Consider the following 18,852-nt stretch of genomic DNA (forward strand, 5'->3'; position numbering starts at 1 on the left):
CGCGGTGGAGGGTGCCCGCGTCCGCGCGCCCCGCGTCCGCGCGGTGGAGGGTGCCCGCGTCCGCGCGCCCCGCGTCCGCGCGGTGGAGGGTGCCCGCGTCCGCGCGCCCCGCGTCCGCGCGGTGGAGGGTGCCCGCGCCCGTGCGCCCCGCGTCCGCGCGGTGGAGGGTGCCCGTGCCCGTGCGCCGTACGGTGTCCGCGTCCGTGGACCGTGCCCGTGTGCCGTACGGGCCCGTGCGTGCGTCCAGGCGGCGGGTCGCGTCCGCGTGTAGGAAGCGGTACGGCGTATGGAGCGGGTGGGAGCGCGGTGGTGAAGGACGGAGGTGGCCGCGCCTGTGGTGGAAAGGGCTGCAGGGTTAGGGCTTGATGGGGGTGTCGTTGACCATGTATTCGCCCTTGACTTTGTAGGCCCAGATCAGGGGGTCTTGGGCGGAGAGGTTGCCGCTGCCGTCGAATTTGATCGTGCGGCCCGTCGCGGCGCCCTTGGCCTCGTAGGTTGTCATGTACTTCAGCATCGCGTCCCTTGTGCCCTGGCCCTTTTGGAAGCCGGCCAGGTAGACGCCCGCGGCGTCGTAGGCCTCCGGGCCGTAGTAGCTCGCCGAGGCGCCGAACGTGCCCTGGTACTTCGACGCGAAGTCGTTGCCGGCGTCCTTCGACGGGACGCACGGGCATGTTACCGTCACGCCCTCGGCCTTGCCTTCGGTCTTGGTCACGAAGTTTTGGGTGAAGAGCTTGTCCGAGCCCACGATCGGGACGTTGGCGTTCGCGCCGCGGAGGGCTTTCACGAAGCCGATGCCCGGGGTCGACTGGCCGGCGAAGTACACCGCGTCCGGCTTCGAGTCGTTGACCTGCTTCGCGGCCGAGGCGAAGTCGGTGTCGGCCTGCTTGATGGCCACCGTCAGGCCCGTCTGCGAGCCCAGGGCCCGGGAGACCTCGGTGCGGCCCGTCGTGCCGAAGTCGGAGTCGTCGTAGACGATCGCGGTCTTGTTGGCCTTCAGGGTGTTCTTGATGTAGGCCGCGCCCGCGCGGGCCTGGTCCACGTCGGAGCCGATGACGCGGTGGAAGGTGGCCCAGCCCTGCGTCGCCAGTTTGTCGTCGGGGGCGAACGGCGTGATCATCGGGAGGCCGGCCTTCTCCAGGATCGGGCCGGCGGCGAGGATCTCGTTGTCGTAGACCGGGCCGACCACGCCGATCACGTCGGTGTCGTCGACGGCCAGCTGGGCCTTGGCCTTGCTGCCCTCGTCGGTGCCGGTGGTGTCGAACTCCTTGAACTCCACCTTGCAGTTGGCGTGCGCGGCGTTGAAGTCGTCGATGGCCAAGCGGACGCTGTTGCGCATCATCACGCCGTCGTCGTCGTTGTCGCCGCTGGACATGCCCAGATAGGCGATCTTCTTCCCGCACACCGGGGGTGCGGCCGAGACGGCGCTGTCGGACGGGGCCGGCGTGGGGACGACCGGGTCGGGGCGGTTGATGGCCCAGATGACGCCCCCGATCAGCAGGAGCAGGACCAGGGTGCCGCCTCCGATGGCCGCGAGCCGTCCACCATTGCCTTTTTTCGGCGGGGGTACTGGTGCATAGCCGCCCTGCCACGGCGGAGCCGGACTGGCCGGGACGGCGGTGACCGGCTGCGGGACGGCCGGCGCCGGCTGCGCGTAGCCCATGGGCGGTGTCGCCGGCGGCGGCTGCATCGGGCGGTGCTGCATCGGCGGGCTCGACACCACCGGGCGGGGCTGCGGCGGGATGACCGGCGGGGGCGGGGTCACCGGCGACGGCGGGTTGTAGACCGGGAAGGAGCTGGTCTGCACCAGGGGCGGCAGGTGCGGGGTGTTCGACGGCATGCTGAAGCCCGGCGACACCGGCTGGCCGGAGACGGGCGCGGCCGACACCGGCGCGGCGGCCACGTCGCCGCTCAGCTCGGCGGCGCGACTGCCCGACGTCGGCGCGGCCGAGGTCGGCGGGCCCGAGATCGGTGCGGCGGAGATGGGGGAGGAGCTGCCGCCGGCGGCCCCGGCGACGTGGGCGCGCCCGGTCGGCGGGGCCAGGTGCAGGGCGCCCTCGGCGACGACCAGCTCCGGCTGCTCGATCGCGGTCGGGGCCAGGCCGAACGCGCGGTGCAGCAGGGTCGCGGCGAGCGGGATGCGGCTGGAACCGCCGACCAGAAAGACCGCGGAGACGGGGCGGTCGCCGAGCGCGGACGCGGTGACGGCGATCTGGGTAGCGGTGACGGTGCGGTCGAGGATCGGGCGGGCCAGCTGCTCCAGCTGCTCGCGGCCGATCGGGACGCTCTCGTCGAACAGCGGCACGTGGACGTAGGTCGTGGCGGCCCGGCTCAGCATCTCCTTGGCCAGCCGGGCGTCCTCCCACAGCTGCCAGGCGGCGCGGCGGTCGGACTCGCTCTCCGGGTTGGTCAGGCGGCGCCACTGCCCGCCCTCGCGGCTGGCGAAGTTGCGGCCGAGGTAGGCCACGACGGCCGCGTCGACGTCGAGGCCGCCCGCGTCCGGGAGGCCCTCGCTGGCCAGGACGTCGAAGCCGCCGCCCTGGTTGCGGCGCACGACGCTGGCGTCGAAGGTGCCGGCGCCGAAGTCGTAGACCACCGCGATGCCGCCGACCGGCACGTGGGTGCCGACGGTGCCGACGAAGTAGGAGGCGGCCGCGATCGGCTCGGCCGACAGCAGCGGGGCCGGGAGCCCGGCGGCGACCGCGGCCTGGGCGAGCGTCTGGCGGCGCTGCGGGGGCCAGGTGGCGGGGTGGGTCATCATCACGTGCGCGGGCTTGGCCCCGGCGACCCGCTCGGCCTCGACCGCGACCCGGCGCAGGACGCTGGAGACGAGCTCGGCGACGGGGACGTCACGCTCGCCGAGCCAGACGGTGCCCTCCTCGACGCGGCGCTTCGGGTAGGGCTCGAACCGGTGCGGCTGCAGTCGGGCGGAGTGCACGGCGTCGCGTCCGGTCAGGATGCTGCCGTCGGCGTTGACGTAGACGGCCGACGGGAGCAGCGGCGAGCCGTCGAAGAGCAGGGGCTTGGTGCGCCCGTCCGGCCAGCGCAGGACGCCGACGGTGTTCGAGGTGCCGAAGTCGATGCCCAACCGGAAGCCAGTGTCCGCCACTCGCGCAGCGTACGCATAGGGCGCAACGTTGCCAATCCGCTCAAAGAACCGGCCCGGCTCCCCTCAACGAGCCGGACCCGGCTCCCCTGAAAAGAGCCGGGTCCGCGCGAAGAAACTACAGAACCGCGCTGGAACCGGCGCCCGTGTCGGCGGGCAGCGGTACCGGAGCCGCCGTTTTTTTGGGCTTTTTGCCACCGATGAGGCGCTTCTGCAGCCAGAAGGCGAACGCCGACAGCAGGCCGCAGGTGCCGATGTAGATCGCCGCGACGATCAGGTAGCTGGGCACGTAGGGCAGGCCGAACGGCAGGCGGCCGCCGATCTGCTTGCCGACGTACAGCAGCTCGGGCAGCTGGATGATGAAGCCCAGCGCGGTGTCCTTGAGCAGCACCACGAGCTGGCTGACGATCGCCGGGAGCATGGCCCGGATCGCCTGCGGCAGCAGGATCGACATCATGACCTGGGTCTTGCGCATGCCCAGCGCGTAGGCGGCCTCGGACTGGCCCTTGGCCACCGACAGGACGCCGGCCCGGAAGATCTCGGCGAGCACAGCCCCGTTGTAGAGCGTGAGCCCGATCACCAGGGGCCAGAACGGGCCGACCTTGTAGCCGAGCTGGATCGGGCCGTAGTAGGCGAAGAAGATGAGGACCAGCAGCGGGATGGCCCGGAACAGCTCGACGATGAACGTCGTCGGGGCCGTGAAGTACCCGTGCTCGCTCAGCCGCCCGGCCGCCAGCACCGCACCGAAGATCAGCGCGAGCACGGCGGCGACTCCGGCCGCGCGCAACGTGGTGAGGTACCCGTCGAGCAGCTGCTGTTGAATCGCGGCGTACTGGAACTGCTGCCACTTGATCGACTCGAACTGCCCGGTGTCGTTGAAGCGCAGCACGATGTACACCAGCAGCGCCACGATCCCGATGGCGCTCACGACACCGAGGACGCGGTTGCGCAGCCGGGCCTTGGGCCCGGGCAGGTCGTAGAGGACGTTGCTCATCGCGAGACCCTCCAGCGCCGCTCCAGGTTCCGCTGCACGAGGATGAGCGGCACCACCAGGATCAGGAATCCGATCGTGACCCACAGCAGGGTGTAGATCTGGTTCTCGCCGCGCTCCGACAGGTAGGCCTGGATCGCGCCCGCCTCGGCGACGGAGAAGCCGGCCGCGATGGTCGTGTTCTTGAGCATCGCGTTGAGGACGCTGACCATCGGCGGTACCACGGTGCGGAACGCCTGCGGCAGCACGACCAGCGTGAGCACCTGACCGAACGACATGCCCAGCGCGCGGGCGGCCTCGGCCTGCCCGACGGGCACCGTGTTGATGCCGGAGCGCAGGGCCTCACAGACGAAGGCGCTGGTGTACGCGGTCAGCGCGACACAGGCGCTGGGAAAGTAGTCGAGGTTGACGTCGAGCTTCGGCACCGCGAACACCAGCAGCGCGAAGACGAGCGTGAGCGGGCAGTTTCGCAACAGCAGCACATAGGTGGTGCCGAAGCCGCGCAGGGCCGGCACCGGCGAGACGCGCATGGCGGTCAGCAGGGTGCCGAGGACCAGGGAGGCGACACCGGAGATCAGGAACAGCTGGATCGTCGTCCAGAAGTGGGACCCGATCACGTCCCAGTTGTCCGTGAGGACGTGAAGAAACTCGTTCATCCGCTGCCCATCGCCAGGGGGTAAAGGGCGGGACGCCGCCCCGCGGTGGGGGCGGCGTCCCGAGGGTCAGATCAGTACTTCTCGAGCGCCGGGATCGTCGCGGCGGAGCCGGACTTGCCGAGCGTGCCGTCGTAGATCTTCTGCCAGGTGCCGTCCTGCTCGGCCTTCTCCAGCGCGGCGTTGACGAAGTCGCGCAGCGCCTTGTCGTCGTGCGGGAGGCCGATGCCGTACTTCTCCGGGTAGGGCTTGCCGGTCGCCGGGTCGGTGAACGGCTTGCCGACCACCTTCAGCATGCTCGGGTTCTGCGCGGCGTAGCCCTTGAGGATCGCGTCGTCGGTGGTGACCGCGTCGACCTTCTTGTCGATCAGCTGCGACACGCACTCGGAGTAGGTCTTGAACTCGACGATCTTGTCGGTGAGCTTCTGGTCGCGCACCCGCTGGATCGGCGTGGAGCCGGTGGCGGAGCAGACCGTCTTGCCCTTGAGCGAGTCCGAGCCCGTGATCGACGTGTCGTCCTTGCGGACCAGCAGGTCCTGCGCGGCGACGAAGTAGGGGCCGGCGAAGGCGACGTCGGCCTTGCGCTTGTCGGTGATCGAGTAGGTGCCGACGTAGTAGTCGACCTCACCACCCTTGATCGACGTCTCGCGGTTCGCGGACGCGACCTCCTTGTACTCGATCTTCGCCGGGTCGATGCCCAGCTTCGACGCGATGAGCTGCGCGATCTCGATGTCGAAGCCGCAGCGCTTGCCCGCCGCGTCCTTGTAGCCGAGGTTGGGCTGGTCGAACTTCACACCGATGACGACCTTGCCGGCCGACTTGATCTTCGTGAAGGTCGGGCTGCCGGGGATGTCGACGCCGCTGGCGGCGGTCAGGGCCACACCCGACGACGTGCAGGCGTCACTCTGCGGGGCGGCGGCGCCGTTGGACCCGGCCGGGGTCTCCGGCGTGGGCGTGCCCTCCTTGCCGCAGGCGGCAAGGGCGAGTGAAAGCGTGGCGACGGCGGCCGCGGCCGCGATTCGCGTGATTCGCATGTGCTTGCGTGCTCCTTCCATTACCTCAGGTGACCGCCGGGTTCGCCGGACGGCCGGGGCGCCCCGGGGATGGTGCGCCCGATCTCCATGGGTCGAGGTGTGGGTGAAAGTCAGTGGGTGAGGATCTTCGACAGGAAGTCCTTGGCCCGGTCGGTGCGCGGGTTGGCGAAGAACTCCGCCGGCGTCGCCTCCTCGACCAGCTGGCCGTCGGCCATGAACACGACCCGGTTGGCCGCGTGCCGGGCGAAGCCCATCTCGTGGGTGACGACGACCATCGTCATGCCCTCGCCGGCCAGGGTCGTCATCACGTCGAGCACCTCGCCGACCATCTCCGGGTCGAGCGCGCTCGTCGGCTCGTCGAAGAGCATGGCCTTGGGCTGCATGGCCAGGGCGCGGGCGATCGCGGCCCGCTGCTGCTGGCCGCCGGAGAGCTGGGCCGGGTACTTCTGCGCCTGCGGCCCGATGCCGACCCGCTCCAGCAGGCCCATCGCCCGCTCGCGGACCGCGGCCGCCTTCTCCTTGCGCACCTTGACCGGCCCGAGCATCACGTTCTCGAGGATCGTCTTGTGCGCGAACAGGTTGAACGACTGGAAGACCATGCCGACCTCGCTGCGCAGCCGGGCGAGCGGCTTGCCCTCCTCGGGCAGGCGCGTGCCGTCGAACACGATCTCGCCGTCGTTGATCGGCTCCAGCCGGTTGATCGCCCGGCAGAGCGTCGACTTGCCCGACCCGGAGGGCCCGATCACGACGACCACTTCGCCACGGCCGATGGACAGGTTGACGTCCTTCAACACGTGCAGCTCGCCGAACCACTTGTTGACGCCACTGAGCACGATCAAAGGCTGGTCCGTCATCATCCGCCCCACTGCATAGCGATGCCCTGTCCCGTCGTCCGGTGCGTTGACGTTAGCGGGGCAAAGGCTTCCGATCCGCGACACAGTGGTCACGGGCCGATAACGACGCCCGTTTTGCGGTACGTGTCCCTGACGGGTTCACTACAGCCTCCGTTTGCTCACACTGAGCAACCCCGCTCCGGTTGATCACACTGGGCAACCCCGCGATGCTGGTGGTCATGCGCATCCTCGTGACCAATGACGACGGTATCGACAGTCCGGGCCTGCTCGCACTCGCCGAACGGGTGATCCGGGCCGGGCACGAGGTCGTGGTGGCCGCGCCGGCCGAGGAGTCCTCCGGGTCCAGCGCCGCGCTGCAGGCGATCGACGACGGCGGGCGCATCCAGATGGCCGAGCGGGCTCTGGGCAGTACCCCCGCCGCCACTGCTTTCGCGGTTTCGGCCACGCCGGCGTTCATCGTGCTGCTGGCCACCCGGGGTGCCTTCGGGCCCGAACCCGATGTCGTCCTGGCCGGCATCAACAAGGGCGCCAACACCGGCGCGGCCGTCCTGCACTCCGGCACCGTCGGCGCCGCCCTCACCGCGGTGGCCAACGGCTGCCCGGCCATCGCGGTCTCCCTCGACGTCGACCCCAACACCGTCGAGGCCAACTGGGACACCGCGGCCGAGGTCGCCGTCGACCTGCTGCCGATGCTCACCGGCGGGTTCGCGCTCAACGTGAACGTGCCCGACGTGGAGGCCGGCGACCTGCGTGGGGTGCGGCGGGCGCACCTGGCCGAGTTCGGGATGGTGCAGATGACGCTGCGCGAGCAGGGCGAGGGATTCGTGCGCATGTCGCTCGAGCAGGTCGGCGAGGTGGCCGAGCCGGGTAGCGACGACGGCTGGCTGCTGGACGGGTACGCGGCCGTGACCCCCCTGTTCCCGCCGGGCGAGGCGGCCGACGTGGAGCTGCCGGGGATCGTCGATACGGCCGGTGAGCACATCGGGGGATAGGATTTGGCTCGCTATGACTGAGACCCGAACGTTCCGCGTGATCACCTACGGCTGCCAGATGAACGCTCATGACTCCGAGCGCATCTCCGGGCTGCTGGAGGAGGCCGGCTACGTGCCGGCGGCCGGCGACGGCGACCCCGACGTGGTCGTGTTCAACACGTGCGCGGTGCGGGAGAACGCGGACAACCGGCTGTACGGCAACCTCGGGCACCTGCGGCCCACGAAGCTCGCGCACCCGGGCATGCAGATCGCCGTCGGCGGCTGCCTGGCCCAGAAGGACCGCGGCGACATCGTGAAGAAGGCGCCCTGGGTCGACGTCGTGTTCGGCACCCACAACATCGGCTCGCTGCCGGTGCTGCTGGAGCGGGCCCGGCACAACGCGGCCGCCGAGGTCGAGATCCTCGAGTCGCTCGAGGTGTTCCCCTCGACGCTGCCGACGCGCCGCGAGTCGACCTACGCCGGCTGGGTGTCGATCTCCGTGGGCTGCAACAACACGTGCACGTTCTGCATCGTGCCCGCGCTGCGCGGGCGGGAGAAGGACCGTCGCCCCGGCGAGATCCTGGCGGAGGTCCAGGCTCTGGCTGCGGAGGGGGTACTGGAGGTCACGCTGCTCGGCCAGAACGTGAACTCCTACGGCGTGGAGTTCGGCGACCGTTTCGCGTTCGGCAAGCTCCTGCGGGCCTGTGGCGACATCGACGGGCTGGAGCGGGTCCGGTTCACCAGCCCCCACCCGAAGGACTTCACCGACGACGTGATCGCGGCGATGGCCGAGACGCCGAACGTCTGCCACTCGCTGCACATGCCGCTGCAGTCCGGCTCGGACGCGGTGCTGCGCTCCATGCGCCGCTCCTACCGGGCCGAGAAGTACCTCGGGATCATCGACAAGGTCCGCGCGGCGATGCCGGACGCGGCCATCACGACCGACATCATCGTCGGCTTCCCGGGCGAGACGGAGGCCGACTTCGCCGCGACCCTGGACGTCGTCCGGGCGGCGCGCTATGCGAGTGCCTTCACGTTTCAGTACTCCAAGCGCCCGGGCACGCCCGCGGCGTCCATGGAGTCGCAGGTGCCGAAGGCCGTCGTCCAGGAGCGCTACGACCGCCTGATCTCGGTGCTGGAGGAGATCTCGTGGGCGGAGAACAAGCGGCTGGTCGGTTCGACGCTTGAAGTCCTGGTCGCCGTTGGCGAGGGGCGCAAGGACAACGCGACCGGGCGGCTGTCGGGGCGGGCGCGGGACGGGCGGCTGGTGCATTTCGCCGCCGATCCGGCCGCCGGGATTCGGCCCGGGGACATCGTGCACACCACTGTCACCTACGCGGCGCCGCATCACCTGAACTCGGACTCGCCGCTGGTCTCGCACCGCCGCACCCGCGCGGGCGACGCCTGGGAGGCCGGGCGCGTGACGAGGACTCCGGGCGTGTCGCTGGGCATGCCTTCGATCGGTGCGCCGCCGGTGCCGGCGGCCGCGACGCACTGCTGAGAGCCGGCCGCGTTGGTGCGGCCGTCGGGCTTGGCAGGGGTGCAGGGGGCGTGGAGCCCCTTGCCCGGGGCGGGAGCGAAGCGGCCCCGGAATCCGGATCCAGCTTTTGCGCTTTGGTCTTGGTTTTGGTTCGGCTTTCGTCTTCGTTTTGGGCTTTTTGGTTTGGTTTTTGGTTTTTGGCTTTGGTTTTTGGTTTTTGGCTTTTGGTTTTTGGTTTTGGCTTTTCGGCTCTTCGGCGTTTTGGGAAATGGGCCTGGAAACGACGTTGACCACTACACGCACGCTGGCGTGTAGTGGCCAACTTTCTATGTCGGACGGGGCTTGCCCGTCACCGGAGAAGTCGTTGGTCAGCCGGTGTGCTCGGCCATGGCCAGGAACTTGCGCTTGGACTCCAGGGCCTTCTCGGCCTCCTTGATGCGGCGCTGGTCGCCGGCGGCCTGGGCGCTGGCCAGCTGCTGTTCGGCCCGCGCCACCTGTTCGCGCATCTGGGCCAGCAGGGGGCTGGCCTCCGGCGGGGTGCGGCGCCACGCGGCGTCCATGGCCTGCTTGACCTTGTCCTCCACCGTGCGGAGGCGGCGGTCCAGGGTGGCCTGCGACTCGCGCGGGACCCGGCCGACCTCGTGCCAGGTGCCCTGGATCTCGCGCAGCCGGTTTTGGGCGCCCTTGGGGTCACCGTCGATGTCGAGGCCCTCGGCCTGGGCCAGGAGCTCCTGCTTGCGGTCCAGGTTGCCCTTGAACTCCGCGTCCCGAGCCGAGAATACCTCGCTCCGCCGCTTGAAGAAGGCGTCCTGAGCGGCCCGGAAGCGCTCCCAGAGCTTCTGCTCCGTGTCCTTGGCGGCGCGGGGGGCGGCCTTCCACTCGGTCATGAGCTCCTTGAGGCGGGCGGCGGTCGCGTTCCACTCGGTGGACTCGGACAGCTGCTCGGCCTCGACGACGAGCTCTTCCTTGCGGCCCTGGGCCTGCTTGCGGGAGGAGTCGAGGGTGGCGAAGTGGGCGCCGCGGCGGCGGGTGAAGGCGTCGCGGGCGGCGGCGTAGCGCTTCCAGAGCTCGCTCTCGGCCTTCTTCTCGACGCCGTGGATCGACTTCCACTCGTCGAGGATCTCCTTGAGCCGGTCGCCGGCGGCCTTCCAGCCGGTGGCCTCGGCGGCGATGCCCTCGGCCTCCTCGACCAGGGCGGTCTTGCGGGCGAGCGACTCGGCGCGGGCGGCGTCGCGGGCGGCCCGGGCGGCGCCGGCCTTCTCCTCGGCGATCGTCGTGAGCTTGTCGAGGCGGGCGGCGAGCCCGTCGATGTCGCCGACGACGTGGGCCTCGTCGAGGCCGCTGCGCAGGCGGCGGATCGTGGACAGCGACTGCCCGGCGTCGGCGGCGCCGCTGCCCAGCCGCGCCTCGATCAGGTCGACCTCGGTCACCAGGTCGGCGAACCGGCGGGCGAAGTGGGCCAGGCCCTCCTCGGGTGTCCCGGCCTGCCAGGACCCGATGGGGCGCTCACCGGCGGCCGTCTTCACGAAGACGTTGCCGTCGGCGTCGATCCGTCCAAACTCCGTAGGCTCGCTCATCTGCCCATCCTCAATCCCGGCGCCCGTAGGATCGGGTATCCCACCGTCACGCCGCCATCGCACAGCAAAGTTCCCCAGGGCATTCTCACAGGTGTGCCCCGGGGCCGGTCGAGGGCCTGCGGCCGAACCGTGACCATTCCGGTGCCATTCACAGGCCCGTGCGGCCTGTCCGGTGCCGGAGGCGCAGCCTCAGCGGAGCCGCAGCGACCGTCCCCGATAACGTTAAGCCGTGTCACTCGTCGCCGCCGCGGTCTGCCCACATCCGCCACTGCTCGTGCCGGAGCTGGCCGCCGGGGCGGCTTCCGAGCTCGACGACCTGCGGGCAGCCTGCCGCGCCGCGGTGGCGCGCCTGGCGAACGCCTCGGTCGACTCGCTCATCGTCGTCGGTTCCGATACCACGACGGTACGCCGTGAGCCGCCGTTCGGGGGGACCCTGTTGCCGTGGGGCGTCGATCTCCCGATCGGTGATCCAACCGGTGATCAGCTGCCCTTGAGCCTGCTGATCGGGGCCTGGTTGCGCCCCGGCGCTGGAAACTTCCAGACAGTCGCCGCCGACGCCGGGCCCGGCGAGTGCGCGCGCCTGGGCCGGAAGCTCGCCGGCGAGGCCGATCGGGTCGGGCTGCTCGTGATGGGCGACGGGTCGGCCTGCCGTACCGAGAAGGCGCCCGGCTTCTTCGACGCCCGCGCGGAATCCTTCGACGCCGCCGTCAGCGCCGCCCTGGCCAGGGCCGATGCCGATGCGCTGGCCGCGATCGATCCCGCCCTCGCGGCCGAGCTCCTCGCGGCCGGGCGCGCGCCGTGGCAGGTGCTGGCCGGGGCGAAGGACCGCGACCTGCGCGGGGAGGTCCTGTACGACTCCGCACCGTACGGGGTCGCTTACTTTGTGGCGACCTGGGCGTGAGCGGGCCGGAGCGCGGCATCGTGGCCGCTCACCACGGGCGCCGGATGGACCTCGCGCCGGCGCCGGAGCGCGCGGAGATGTCGGCGCAGGCGCGTGCGGAGAGGTCGGCGCCGGAGCTTGCTGGAGTGTCGGCGTGAGGGATGTCATCGCGATCGTCGGGCCGACGGCGGCGGGGAAGTCGGCGCTGAGCCTGCGGCTCGCGGAGGAGCTCGGCGGCGAGGTCGTCAATGCCGATTCGATGCAGTTGTACCGCGGCATGGACGTCGGCACCGCGAAGCTCACCGCGTCCGAGCGGGCCGGGGTGCCGCACCACGTGCTCGACATCTGGGACGTCACCGAGCCGGCCAGCGTCGCCGTCTATCAGCGCCTGGCCCGCGCGGCCATCGACGACATCGCCGCGCGCGGACGCGTACCACTGCTGGTCGGAGGCTCCGGTCTGTATGTGCGGGCCGTCCTCGAGGACTTCGACTTCCCGGGCACGGACCCCGACCTGCGGGCTGAGCTGGAACGGGAGCTGGACGAGGCCGGCCCGGCACCGCTGTACGCCCGGCTCCGGGCGGCCGATCCCGTCGCGGCCGCGCGCATCCTGCCCAGCAACGGCCGGCGGATCGTGCGGGCCCTCGAGGTGAACGCGCTGACCGGGACGACGTTCACGGCGGAACTGCCGGCGCCGCGGCCGGTGTACGACGCGCTGCAGCTCGGCGTCGACGTCGACACGGCCGTGCTCGACCCCCGCATCGACGCGCGGGTCGAGCTGATGTGGGCCAACGGCTTCGTCGACGAGGTACGCGGCCTGCTCGGCCGCGGCCTGCGGGAGGGGCGGACGGCGGCGGGCGCGCTGGGGTACCGCCAGATCATGAACATGCTCGACGGACTCTGCGACGCCGCGACCGCGCGCGCCGAGACCGCCCGCGCCACCCGCCGCTTCGTGCGCCGCCAGCGGTCGTGGTTCCGCCGCGACGAGCGGATCGTGTGGCTCGACGGCGCGGCGGCGGACGTTACGGAGGCGGCCCTGCGCGTGGTGCGCTCGGACTGACCCCCGGCCGGCCGCACGACGCGCGGCCACGCGGTGGGCGCCTGTTCGACGCGCGGTCGCCTGTTCGACGCGTGGTCGCGCGATGGACGCCTGCTCGACGCGCGGTCGCGACCGTTTCGTGTGGGCGGCGGACATCACGGAGGCGGGTCCGGGCGTCGTGCGGCAAGATTGACGCCATGCGCTTCGCGAAAGGCCACGGCACGGGCAACGACTTCGTCATCCTGCCCGATCCCGACGGCACCCTGCCCCTGACGCCGGCCCTTGTCGCCGCCCTGTGCGACCGCCGCCGCGGCATCGGTGCCGACGGGGTGCTGCGGGTGGTGCGGAGCGCGGCGCATCCGGACGCGGAGGCGTCTGCGGCCGGGGCCGAGTGGTTCATGGACTACTGGAACGCGGACGGGTCGCAGTCGGAGATGTGCGGCAATGGCGTGCGTGTGTACGCGCGCTACCTGGCTGAGGCCGGTCTGGTCGCGCCCGAAGGCACGTTCGACCTGGTGACGCGGGCTGGTGTCGTGCCGGTCACGATGGGTGAGGAGATCTCGGCGGGGATGCCCGTTCCGCGGGTGTATGTGCAGTCCACCGCTGGGAGTTTTACCGGTACAGCCGTTGATGTCGGCAACCCCCACCTGGTCTGCGCCGTGGACGAGCCGACGCTTGAGGGCCTCGATCTGACCCGCGCCCCCGTCGTCGACCCGCTGATCTTCCCGGCCGGGGTGAACGTCGAGTTCGCGGCGGTCGGGTCGGCTCCGGCGGGCGCCGACCTCTACCGGCGGATGCGCGTGTACGAGCGCGGCTCCGGCGAGACCCAGTCGTGCGGCTCGGGCGCGTGCGCGGTCGCGGCGGTCGCGGTGCACCACGCCGGGCTCGAGTCCGGGGTCGTGGTGGTCGATGTGCTCGGCGGGCGGCTCACGATCTCGATCACGCCGAACGAGTGCGTGCTCCAAGGGCCTGCGGTCATCGTCGCGCACGGCGACGTCGACGCGCAGGCCATCCGGCAGCTCGTGTTCTCGTAGGAGTCGGCTGGGGGTGTGGGGGGCGCGGAGCCCCCTGCCCGGGGCGGGAGCGAAGCGGCCCCGGAACCCTGAATTTCGGTTTGAGTTTTCGGCTTTTGAACTTTCGGCGTTTTTAGTTTTCGGGCTCGCCGTCCGGCATCGAGTCGAGTTGCGGGCCCTTCGCGGCCGCGCGCACGGCCGCGGCCACGGCGGGGGAGACCCGCGCGTCGAACACGCTCGGCACGATGACCGTCGGGTTGAGCTTGTCCTCGCCGACCGTGTCCGCGATCGCCCGCGCGGCCGCGAGCGCCATCGCGTCGGTGAACTCGCGGGCCTGCGCGTCGAGCATCCCCCGGAACACGCCCGGGAACGCGAGCACGTTGTTGATCTGGTTCGGCTGGTCGGAGCGGCCGGTGGCGACGATCGCGGCGTGCTCCCGAGCCTCCCGCGGGTCGACCTCGGGGTCGGGGTTGGCCAGCGCGAACACGATCGAGTCCTTGTTCATGGTGGCGATGTCGTCGCCGGTGAGCAGGTTGGGCGCGCTCACCCCGATGAACACGTCGGCCCCGCGGACGGCGCCGCGCAGGTCACCGGCGTAGTTGGCCTTGTTCGTGTTGTTGACCAGCCACTGCCACGCGGGCGACAGGCCGGTCATCCCGCGGTGCAGGGCACCGGGCCGGTCGGTGGCGATCACGTCGCCGACGCCCTGGCGGAGCAGGAGCTTCATGATGGCGGTACCGGCGGCACCCGCGCCGCTCACGACGACCTTGACCTGGCTGATCTGCTTGCCGACCACGCGCAGCGCGTTGGTCAGCGCGGCCAGCACGCAGATCGCCGTGCCGTGCTGGTCGTCGTGGAAGACCGGGATGTCGAGCTCGGCCCGCAGGCGCTCCTCGATCTCGAAGCAGCGCGGCGCGGCGATGTCCTCGAGGTTGATGCCGCCGTATGCGGGGGCGATCGCCTTCACGATCTGGATGATCTCTTCGGTGTCCTGGGTGTCGAGGACGACCGGCCAGGCGTCGACGCCGCCGAACCGTTTGAACAGCGCGGCCTTGCCCTCCATGACCGGCATGGCCGCATAGGGCCCGATGTTGCCGAGGCCGAGCACGGCCGAGCCGTCGCTGACCACGGCGACCGTGTTGCGCTTGATCGTCAGCCGGCGGGCGTCCTCGGGGTTCTCGGCGATCGCGAGGCACACGCGGGCGACGCCCGGCGTGTAGGCCCGGGAGAGCTCGTCACGGTTGCGGAGCGCGACCTTCGGCGCGACCTCGATCTTGCCACCGAGGTGGAGCAGGAACGTGCGGTCGGAAACCTTGCGCACATCGACGCCGTCGAGCTTCTCCAGGCAGGCCACGACCAGCTCGGCGTGGGAGGAGTCGGCGGTGTCGGTGGTGAGGTCGACGACCACGTTGGTGTTGTCGGAGTCGACGACGTCGACGGCGGTCACGATGCCGCCGGCCTCCCCGACCGCGGTGGTCAGGCGGCCGATGGCGGACGCGTCGGCGACGACGGAGACACGGATGGTGATACTGAACCCGGCGCTGGGCAGTCTGTGTGTGGCAGGACTCACCCGGCCATTCTCACACCCCGGCGATGAGCACCAGATATCAAGTGCCGTCCGCGCCGCTTGGTGTCACGATTGAGCAGTTGGTTGTTGCTTTGCAGAAGGAGAGATTGCTTTGCGCGCACGAACGAGCTTTTCCGCAGACGCCTACGACGCGGACGCTGAGGAGTTCGAGGACTTCGTTGACGACGGCGATCTCGAACTCGAAGAGCGGCACGCCCTGCGGCGCGTCGCCGGGCTGTCCACCGAGCTGGCCGACGTCACCGAGGTCGAATACCGCCAGCTCCGCCTCGAGCGGGTCGTGCTGGTCGGGGTGTGGACCGAGGGCAGCGTCACCGACGCCGAGAACTCCCTGACCGAGCTGGCCGCGCTCGCCGAGACGGCCGGCTCCGAGGTGCTCGAAGGCCTCATCCAGCGCCGCAGCCGCCCGGACTCGGCCACGTTCATCGGCCGGGGCAAGGTCGACGAGGTGCGCTCCGTGGTCCAGAGCAGCGGCGCCGACACCGTCATCTGCGACGGCGAACTGTCCCCGTCGCAGCTGCGCCAGCTGGAGTCGCGGGTCAACGTCAAGGTCATCGACCGCACGGCGCTGATCCTGGACATCTTCGCCCAGCACGCCAAGAGCAAGGAAGGCAAGGCCCAGGTCGAACTGGCCCAGCTGCAGTACTTCCTCCCGCGGCTGCGGGGCTGGGGTGAGGCCCTCAGCCGGCAGGCCGGTGGCTCGGCCAGCGGCAACGGCGGCGTGGGCCTGCGCGGCCCCGGTGAGACCAAGCTGGAGATCGACCGCCGGCGCATCCGGACCCGGATCTCCCGCCTCAAGCGCGAGATCGCCGCGATGTCCACCATCCGCGACACCAAGCGGGCCACCCGGCGCCGCAACCGGGTCCCGGCCGTGGCCATCGCCGGCTACACCAACGCCGGCAAGTCGAGCCTGCTCAACCGGTTGACCGGCGCGGGGGTACTGGTCGAGGACGCCCTGTTCGCAACCCTCGACACCACCACGCGCCGCTCCCGCGCGGCCGACGGTCGGATCTACACGCTCTCGGACACCGTCGGGTTCGTGCGGCACCTGCCCCACCAGCTCGTGGAGGCGTTCCGGTCCACGTTGGAAGAAGTCGCGGAAGCCGATCTGGTACTCCACGTCGTCGACGGTTCCCATCCCGACCCCGAGGCCCAGGTCCGCGCGGTGCGCGAGGTGCTGGCTGAAGTGGGCGCGGATGCGGTACCGGAGCTGTTGGTCATCAACAAGCTCGACGCCGCCGACGAGGAGACCCAGCTGCGGCTCAAGGGCCTGTGGCCGGAGGCGGTCTTCTGCTCGGCCCGCACCGGGGCCGGCCTCGCCGACGTCCGGGCGGCGGTGGAGCAGCACCTGCCGTGGCCGGCCATCGAGCTGACCGCGATCGTGCCCTACGAGCGCGGCGACCTGGTGGCCCGCGTGCACTCGATCGGTGAGGTCCTCGAGACCTCGCACCTGGCCGAGGGCACCCGCATCCGGGCGCGGGTGACGGAGGGGCTGGCGGCGGAGCTGGCGCCGTACGCGAACGTCGGCTGATGCCGCGTGTGGTGACTGAACGTTAGGTCGGTCGTATACCTGGAGTGACAGCCGGACCGGGCAATCCCAAAGCCGGTCCGGCTCTGCCAGACTTGCGGGATGCGACGACGGGTGGTGCTCAGTTCGGCTGCGTTGGTCTGTCTGTCGGGCGGCGTCTCAGCACCGGCCGTGGCCTACGCACCGTCCCCGACCGCGCAGGCCCAGGCCGGCGCCGGCACCCCCGTCTGCACGCCCAACTCGAAGGACGTCACCGAGATCTCCGGCCTGGTGGCCAAGCCCGACGGCGGCTACTACGCGATCCAGGACAGCCAGCCCCGCCCGGCCAAGCCCAAGATCTTCGTCCTCGGCGACGACTGCAAGCTCACCAAGACCATCAACTACGCCAATGGCGCCATCGACCCCGAGGACGCCGCCCTTGGCAAGGACGGCACCCTCTACGTCGCCGACATCGGTGACAACGACGAGTCCTCGGGCGGCTCGGCCAAGGCGCGCGAGACGGTGGCCATCTGGACCGTGGCCCCGGACGCGACGACTCCGGTGGTCAACCGCCTGACGTATCCCGACGGCAAGAAGCACGACGCCGAAGCCTTCCTGCTCGGCGGCGACGGCCTCGTCGTCATCATCACGAAGGTCGCCCCGGTCGAGGTCTACGTCGCCGAGGCCGCCCTCGTCCCCAATACGGCCAAGGGCGTGAAGCTCAAGAAGGCCGGCGACTTCAAGGCCCTGCAGGACACCAAGACGGCCAACCCGCTGGGTCTGCTCGGCTGGAAGATGGTGACCGGTGCCGCCGCCTCGCCGGACGGCTCCAAGGTCGTCGTGCGCACCTATTCCGACGCCTACGAGTTCGACGTGGCCGGCGGCGACGTGGCGAAGGCCCTCACCACCGGCAAGCCGCGGATCACCCCGCTGCCCAACGAGGCCCAGGGCGAGTCCATCACCTACACGCCCGACGGCAAGAACTACGTCACCGCCTCCGACGTCGACGCGTCGAAGAAGGCCCCCCTCCTCAAGTACGCCCCGACGGACATCGCGGTCAACGCCGGCAACAACGGCGGCAACGTCCCCACCCCGAAGGCCAAAGAGGTGTCGTTCCTGCAGTCCCTGACCCTCGAGGACATCACCTATGCGGTGGCCGCGATCGGCATCCTGGGCCTGGCCCTGGTCATCGCCGGCGTCGTGGGCATCCGCCGGTCCCGCGCCGCGAGGCGAGCGGCCGGCCTGACGACCGGCAACGTGCGCGCCGGCGGGGGCCCGGACGGGGACGACGAGTTCGCGGCGGTGGGCGCGCCGGGGGTTTACGGCTCCTCATCCGGTCCTGGTGGCCCCGGCGGTCCTGGTGGTCCGGGGGGTCCCGGTGGTCCGGCGGGTCCGGGCGGTGGGCCAGGTGGTCGCGGCGGTCCGGGCGGCAATGTGTACGGCGGCGGGCCTGGTCGTGATGGCGGCGGCGGTCGTGACGGCTCGGGTCGTGACGGCTCGGGTCGTGACGGCGGCGGGCGGGACGGCGGCGGCAACGTGTACGGCGGAGGCCCCGGTGGTTCTGGCGGCGGTCCGGGCGGTCCCGGCGGTGCTGGTGGTCCTGGTGGACCGGGGGGCGGCTCTGGCGGCCCGGGCGTTTATGGCGGTGGCGGCGACCGGCCGGGCAATCGTCAGGGCGGCGGCGTGTACGGCGGCGGCGGACCCGGGGGCCCAGGCGGTCCCCAGGGCGGCGGACCCAGCGGCGGTGGCGGCTATGGCGGGGGCCAGGGCGGCTCCGGTGGTCATGGTGGCCCCGGTGGCCAGGGCCGTTCGGGCGGCGGTCCCGGCGGCGGCGGTGGCGGCAACGTGTACGGCGGCGGCCCCGGCGACCAGCGCGGCGGCTACGGCGGCGGCGACCAGCAGGGCTTCGCGCAGGGCCCCCCGCCACGCTCCGGGCGCGGCGGCGGCTACGGCCCGGGCGACCAGGGCGGCTACGACCGCGGGTACGCCCCGCACCGCTGACCGCCCGCCGATCGTCCACCTCCACCGCGCAGCACAACTTGCGCACACCAACCGACGCCACCAAGTTCCGGTCCCAGTAGCATTTCCGGTCCCGATAGCGGTCTGCGCTGGCCGGTTCTTTGGCTAGCCGCCCGCCGATCGTCCGCTTCCACCGCGCCGCCCGACTT

At 71.1% G+C, this 18,852-nt stretch carries 14 protein-coding genes; 7 read left to right on the forward strand and 7 right to left on the reverse strand.

Going from position 1 to position 18,852, the window contains the following annotated elements; translation table 11 throughout:
• Positions 1-355 precede the first annotated feature (355 nt).
• The 5 genes from ACIA8L_RS07515 to ACIA8L_RS07535 form a co-directional block, all read right to left on the reverse strand.
• Positions 356-3,106 (reverse strand): ABC transporter substrate-binding protein, encoded by a 2,751-nt coding sequence (locus ACIA8L_RS07515; protein WP_395901434.1) that lies wholly within the window; start codon positions 3,104-3,106, stop codon positions 356-358.
• Positions 3,107-3,221: 115 nt separating this feature from the next.
• Positions 3,222-4,097, reverse strand: a complete 876-nt coding sequence (locus ACIA8L_RS07520) for an amino acid ABC transporter permease (RefSeq protein ID WP_395901436.1) — start codon at positions 4,095-4,097, stop codon at positions 3,222-3,224.
• Entirely contained in the window at positions 4,094-4,750 is a 657-nt protein-coding gene (locus ACIA8L_RS07525; RefSeq protein ID WP_395901438.1) for an amino acid ABC transporter permease, read from the reverse strand. The genes ACIA8L_RS07520 and ACIA8L_RS07525 overlap by 4 nt, the downstream gene beginning before the upstream one ends.
• 71 nt (positions 4,751-4,821) lie before the next feature.
• Positions 4,822-5,781: a glutamate ABC transporter substrate-binding protein gene (locus ACIA8L_RS07530; protein WP_395901440.1), complete on the reverse strand. Its 960-nt coding sequence runs from the start codon at positions 5,779-5,781 to the stop codon at positions 4,822-4,824.
• Positions 5,782-5,891: 110 nt separating this feature from the next.
• Complete coding sequence (locus ACIA8L_RS07535) at positions 5,892-6,638, reverse strand: amino acid ABC transporter ATP-binding protein (protein ID WP_395901442.1); 747 nt, start codon at positions 6,636-6,638, stop codon at positions 5,892-5,894.
• A 215-nt stretch (positions 6,639-6,853) separates the two neighbouring features.
• Between ACIA8L_RS07535 and surE the strand changes: the two genes are divergently transcribed.
• Together surE and miaB are read left to right on the forward strand one after the other, a co-directional pair.
• The gene (surE, locus tag ACIA8L_RS07540; RefSeq protein WP_395901444.1) at positions 6,854-7,627 is read left to right on the forward strand and encodes a 5'/3'-nucleotidase SurE; all 774 of its coding nucleotides are present in this window, start codon (positions 6,854-6,856) and stop codon (positions 7,625-7,627) included.
• A 13-nt stretch (positions 7,628-7,640) separates the two neighbouring features.
• A complete protein-coding gene (gene miaB / locus ACIA8L_RS07545; protein ID WP_395901445.1) occupies positions 7,641-9,107 on the forward strand; it encodes a tRNA (N6-isopentenyl adenosine(37)-C2)-methylthiotransferase MiaB in 1,467 nt (488 codons plus the stop codon).
• Between the two features lie 347 nt (positions 9,108-9,454).
• Here the strand turns inward: miaB and ACIA8L_RS07550 are convergent, their stop codons facing one another.
• Positions 9,455-10,663: a DUF349 domain-containing protein gene (locus ACIA8L_RS07550; protein ID WP_395901447.1), complete on the reverse strand. Its 1,209-nt coding sequence runs from the start codon at positions 10,661-10,663 to the stop codon at positions 9,455-9,457.
• A gap of 229 nt (positions 10,664-10,892) precedes the next feature.
• On the opposite strand from ACIA8L_RS07550, the gene ACIA8L_RS07555 reads away from it, so the two are divergent.
• The 3 genes from ACIA8L_RS07555 to dapF all read left to right on the forward strand — a co-directional run bounded on the left by ACIA8L_RS07555 (position 10,893) and on the right by dapF (position 13,613).
• Entirely contained in the window at positions 10,893-11,564 is a 672-nt protein-coding gene (locus tag ACIA8L_RS07555; protein WP_395901449.1) for a hypothetical protein, read from the forward strand.
• Positions 11,545-12,600: a tRNA (adenosine(37)-N6)-dimethylallyltransferase MiaA gene (miaA, locus tag ACIA8L_RS07560; RefSeq protein ID WP_395901451.1), complete on the forward strand. Its 1,056-nt coding sequence runs from the start codon at positions 11,545-11,547 to the stop codon at positions 12,598-12,600. The genes ACIA8L_RS07555 and miaA overlap by 20 nt, the downstream gene beginning before the upstream one ends.
• A 176-nt stretch (positions 12,601-12,776) precedes the next feature.
• The gene (dapF, locus tag ACIA8L_RS07565; RefSeq protein ID WP_395901453.1) at positions 12,777-13,613 is read left to right on the forward strand and encodes a diaminopimelate epimerase; all 837 of its coding nucleotides are present in this window, start codon (positions 12,777-12,779) and stop codon (positions 13,611-13,613) included.
• A gap of 112 nt (positions 13,614-13,725) precedes the next feature.
• Here the strand turns inward: dapF and ACIA8L_RS07570 are convergent, their stop codons facing one another.
• The gene (locus ACIA8L_RS07570; RefSeq protein ID WP_395901455.1) at positions 13,726-15,162 is read right to left on the reverse strand and encodes an NAD-dependent malic enzyme; all 1,437 of its coding nucleotides are present in this window, start codon (positions 15,160-15,162) and stop codon (positions 13,726-13,728) included.
• A gap of 214 nt (positions 15,163-15,376) precedes the next feature.
• On the opposite strand from ACIA8L_RS07570, the gene hflX reads away from it, so the two are divergent.
• Both hflX and ACIA8L_RS07580 read left to right on the forward strand, forming a co-directional pair.
• A complete protein-coding gene (gene hflX / locus ACIA8L_RS07575; protein ID WP_395901783.1) occupies positions 15,377-16,708 on the forward strand; it encodes a GTPase HflX in 1,332 nt (443 codons plus the stop codon).
• Between the two features lie 99 nt (positions 16,709-16,807).
• Entirely contained in the window at positions 16,808-18,685 is a 1,878-nt protein-coding gene (locus ACIA8L_RS07580; RefSeq protein WP_395901457.1) for a hypothetical protein, read from the forward strand.
• Positions 18,686-18,852 lie beyond the last annotated feature (167 nt).

Origin of the sequence: Dactylosporangium sp. NPDC051541 (assembly GCF_044454505.1) — a bacterium.
Taxonomy (GTDB): Bacteria; Actinomycetota; Actinomycetes; order Mycobacteriales; family Micromonosporaceae; genus Dactylosporangium.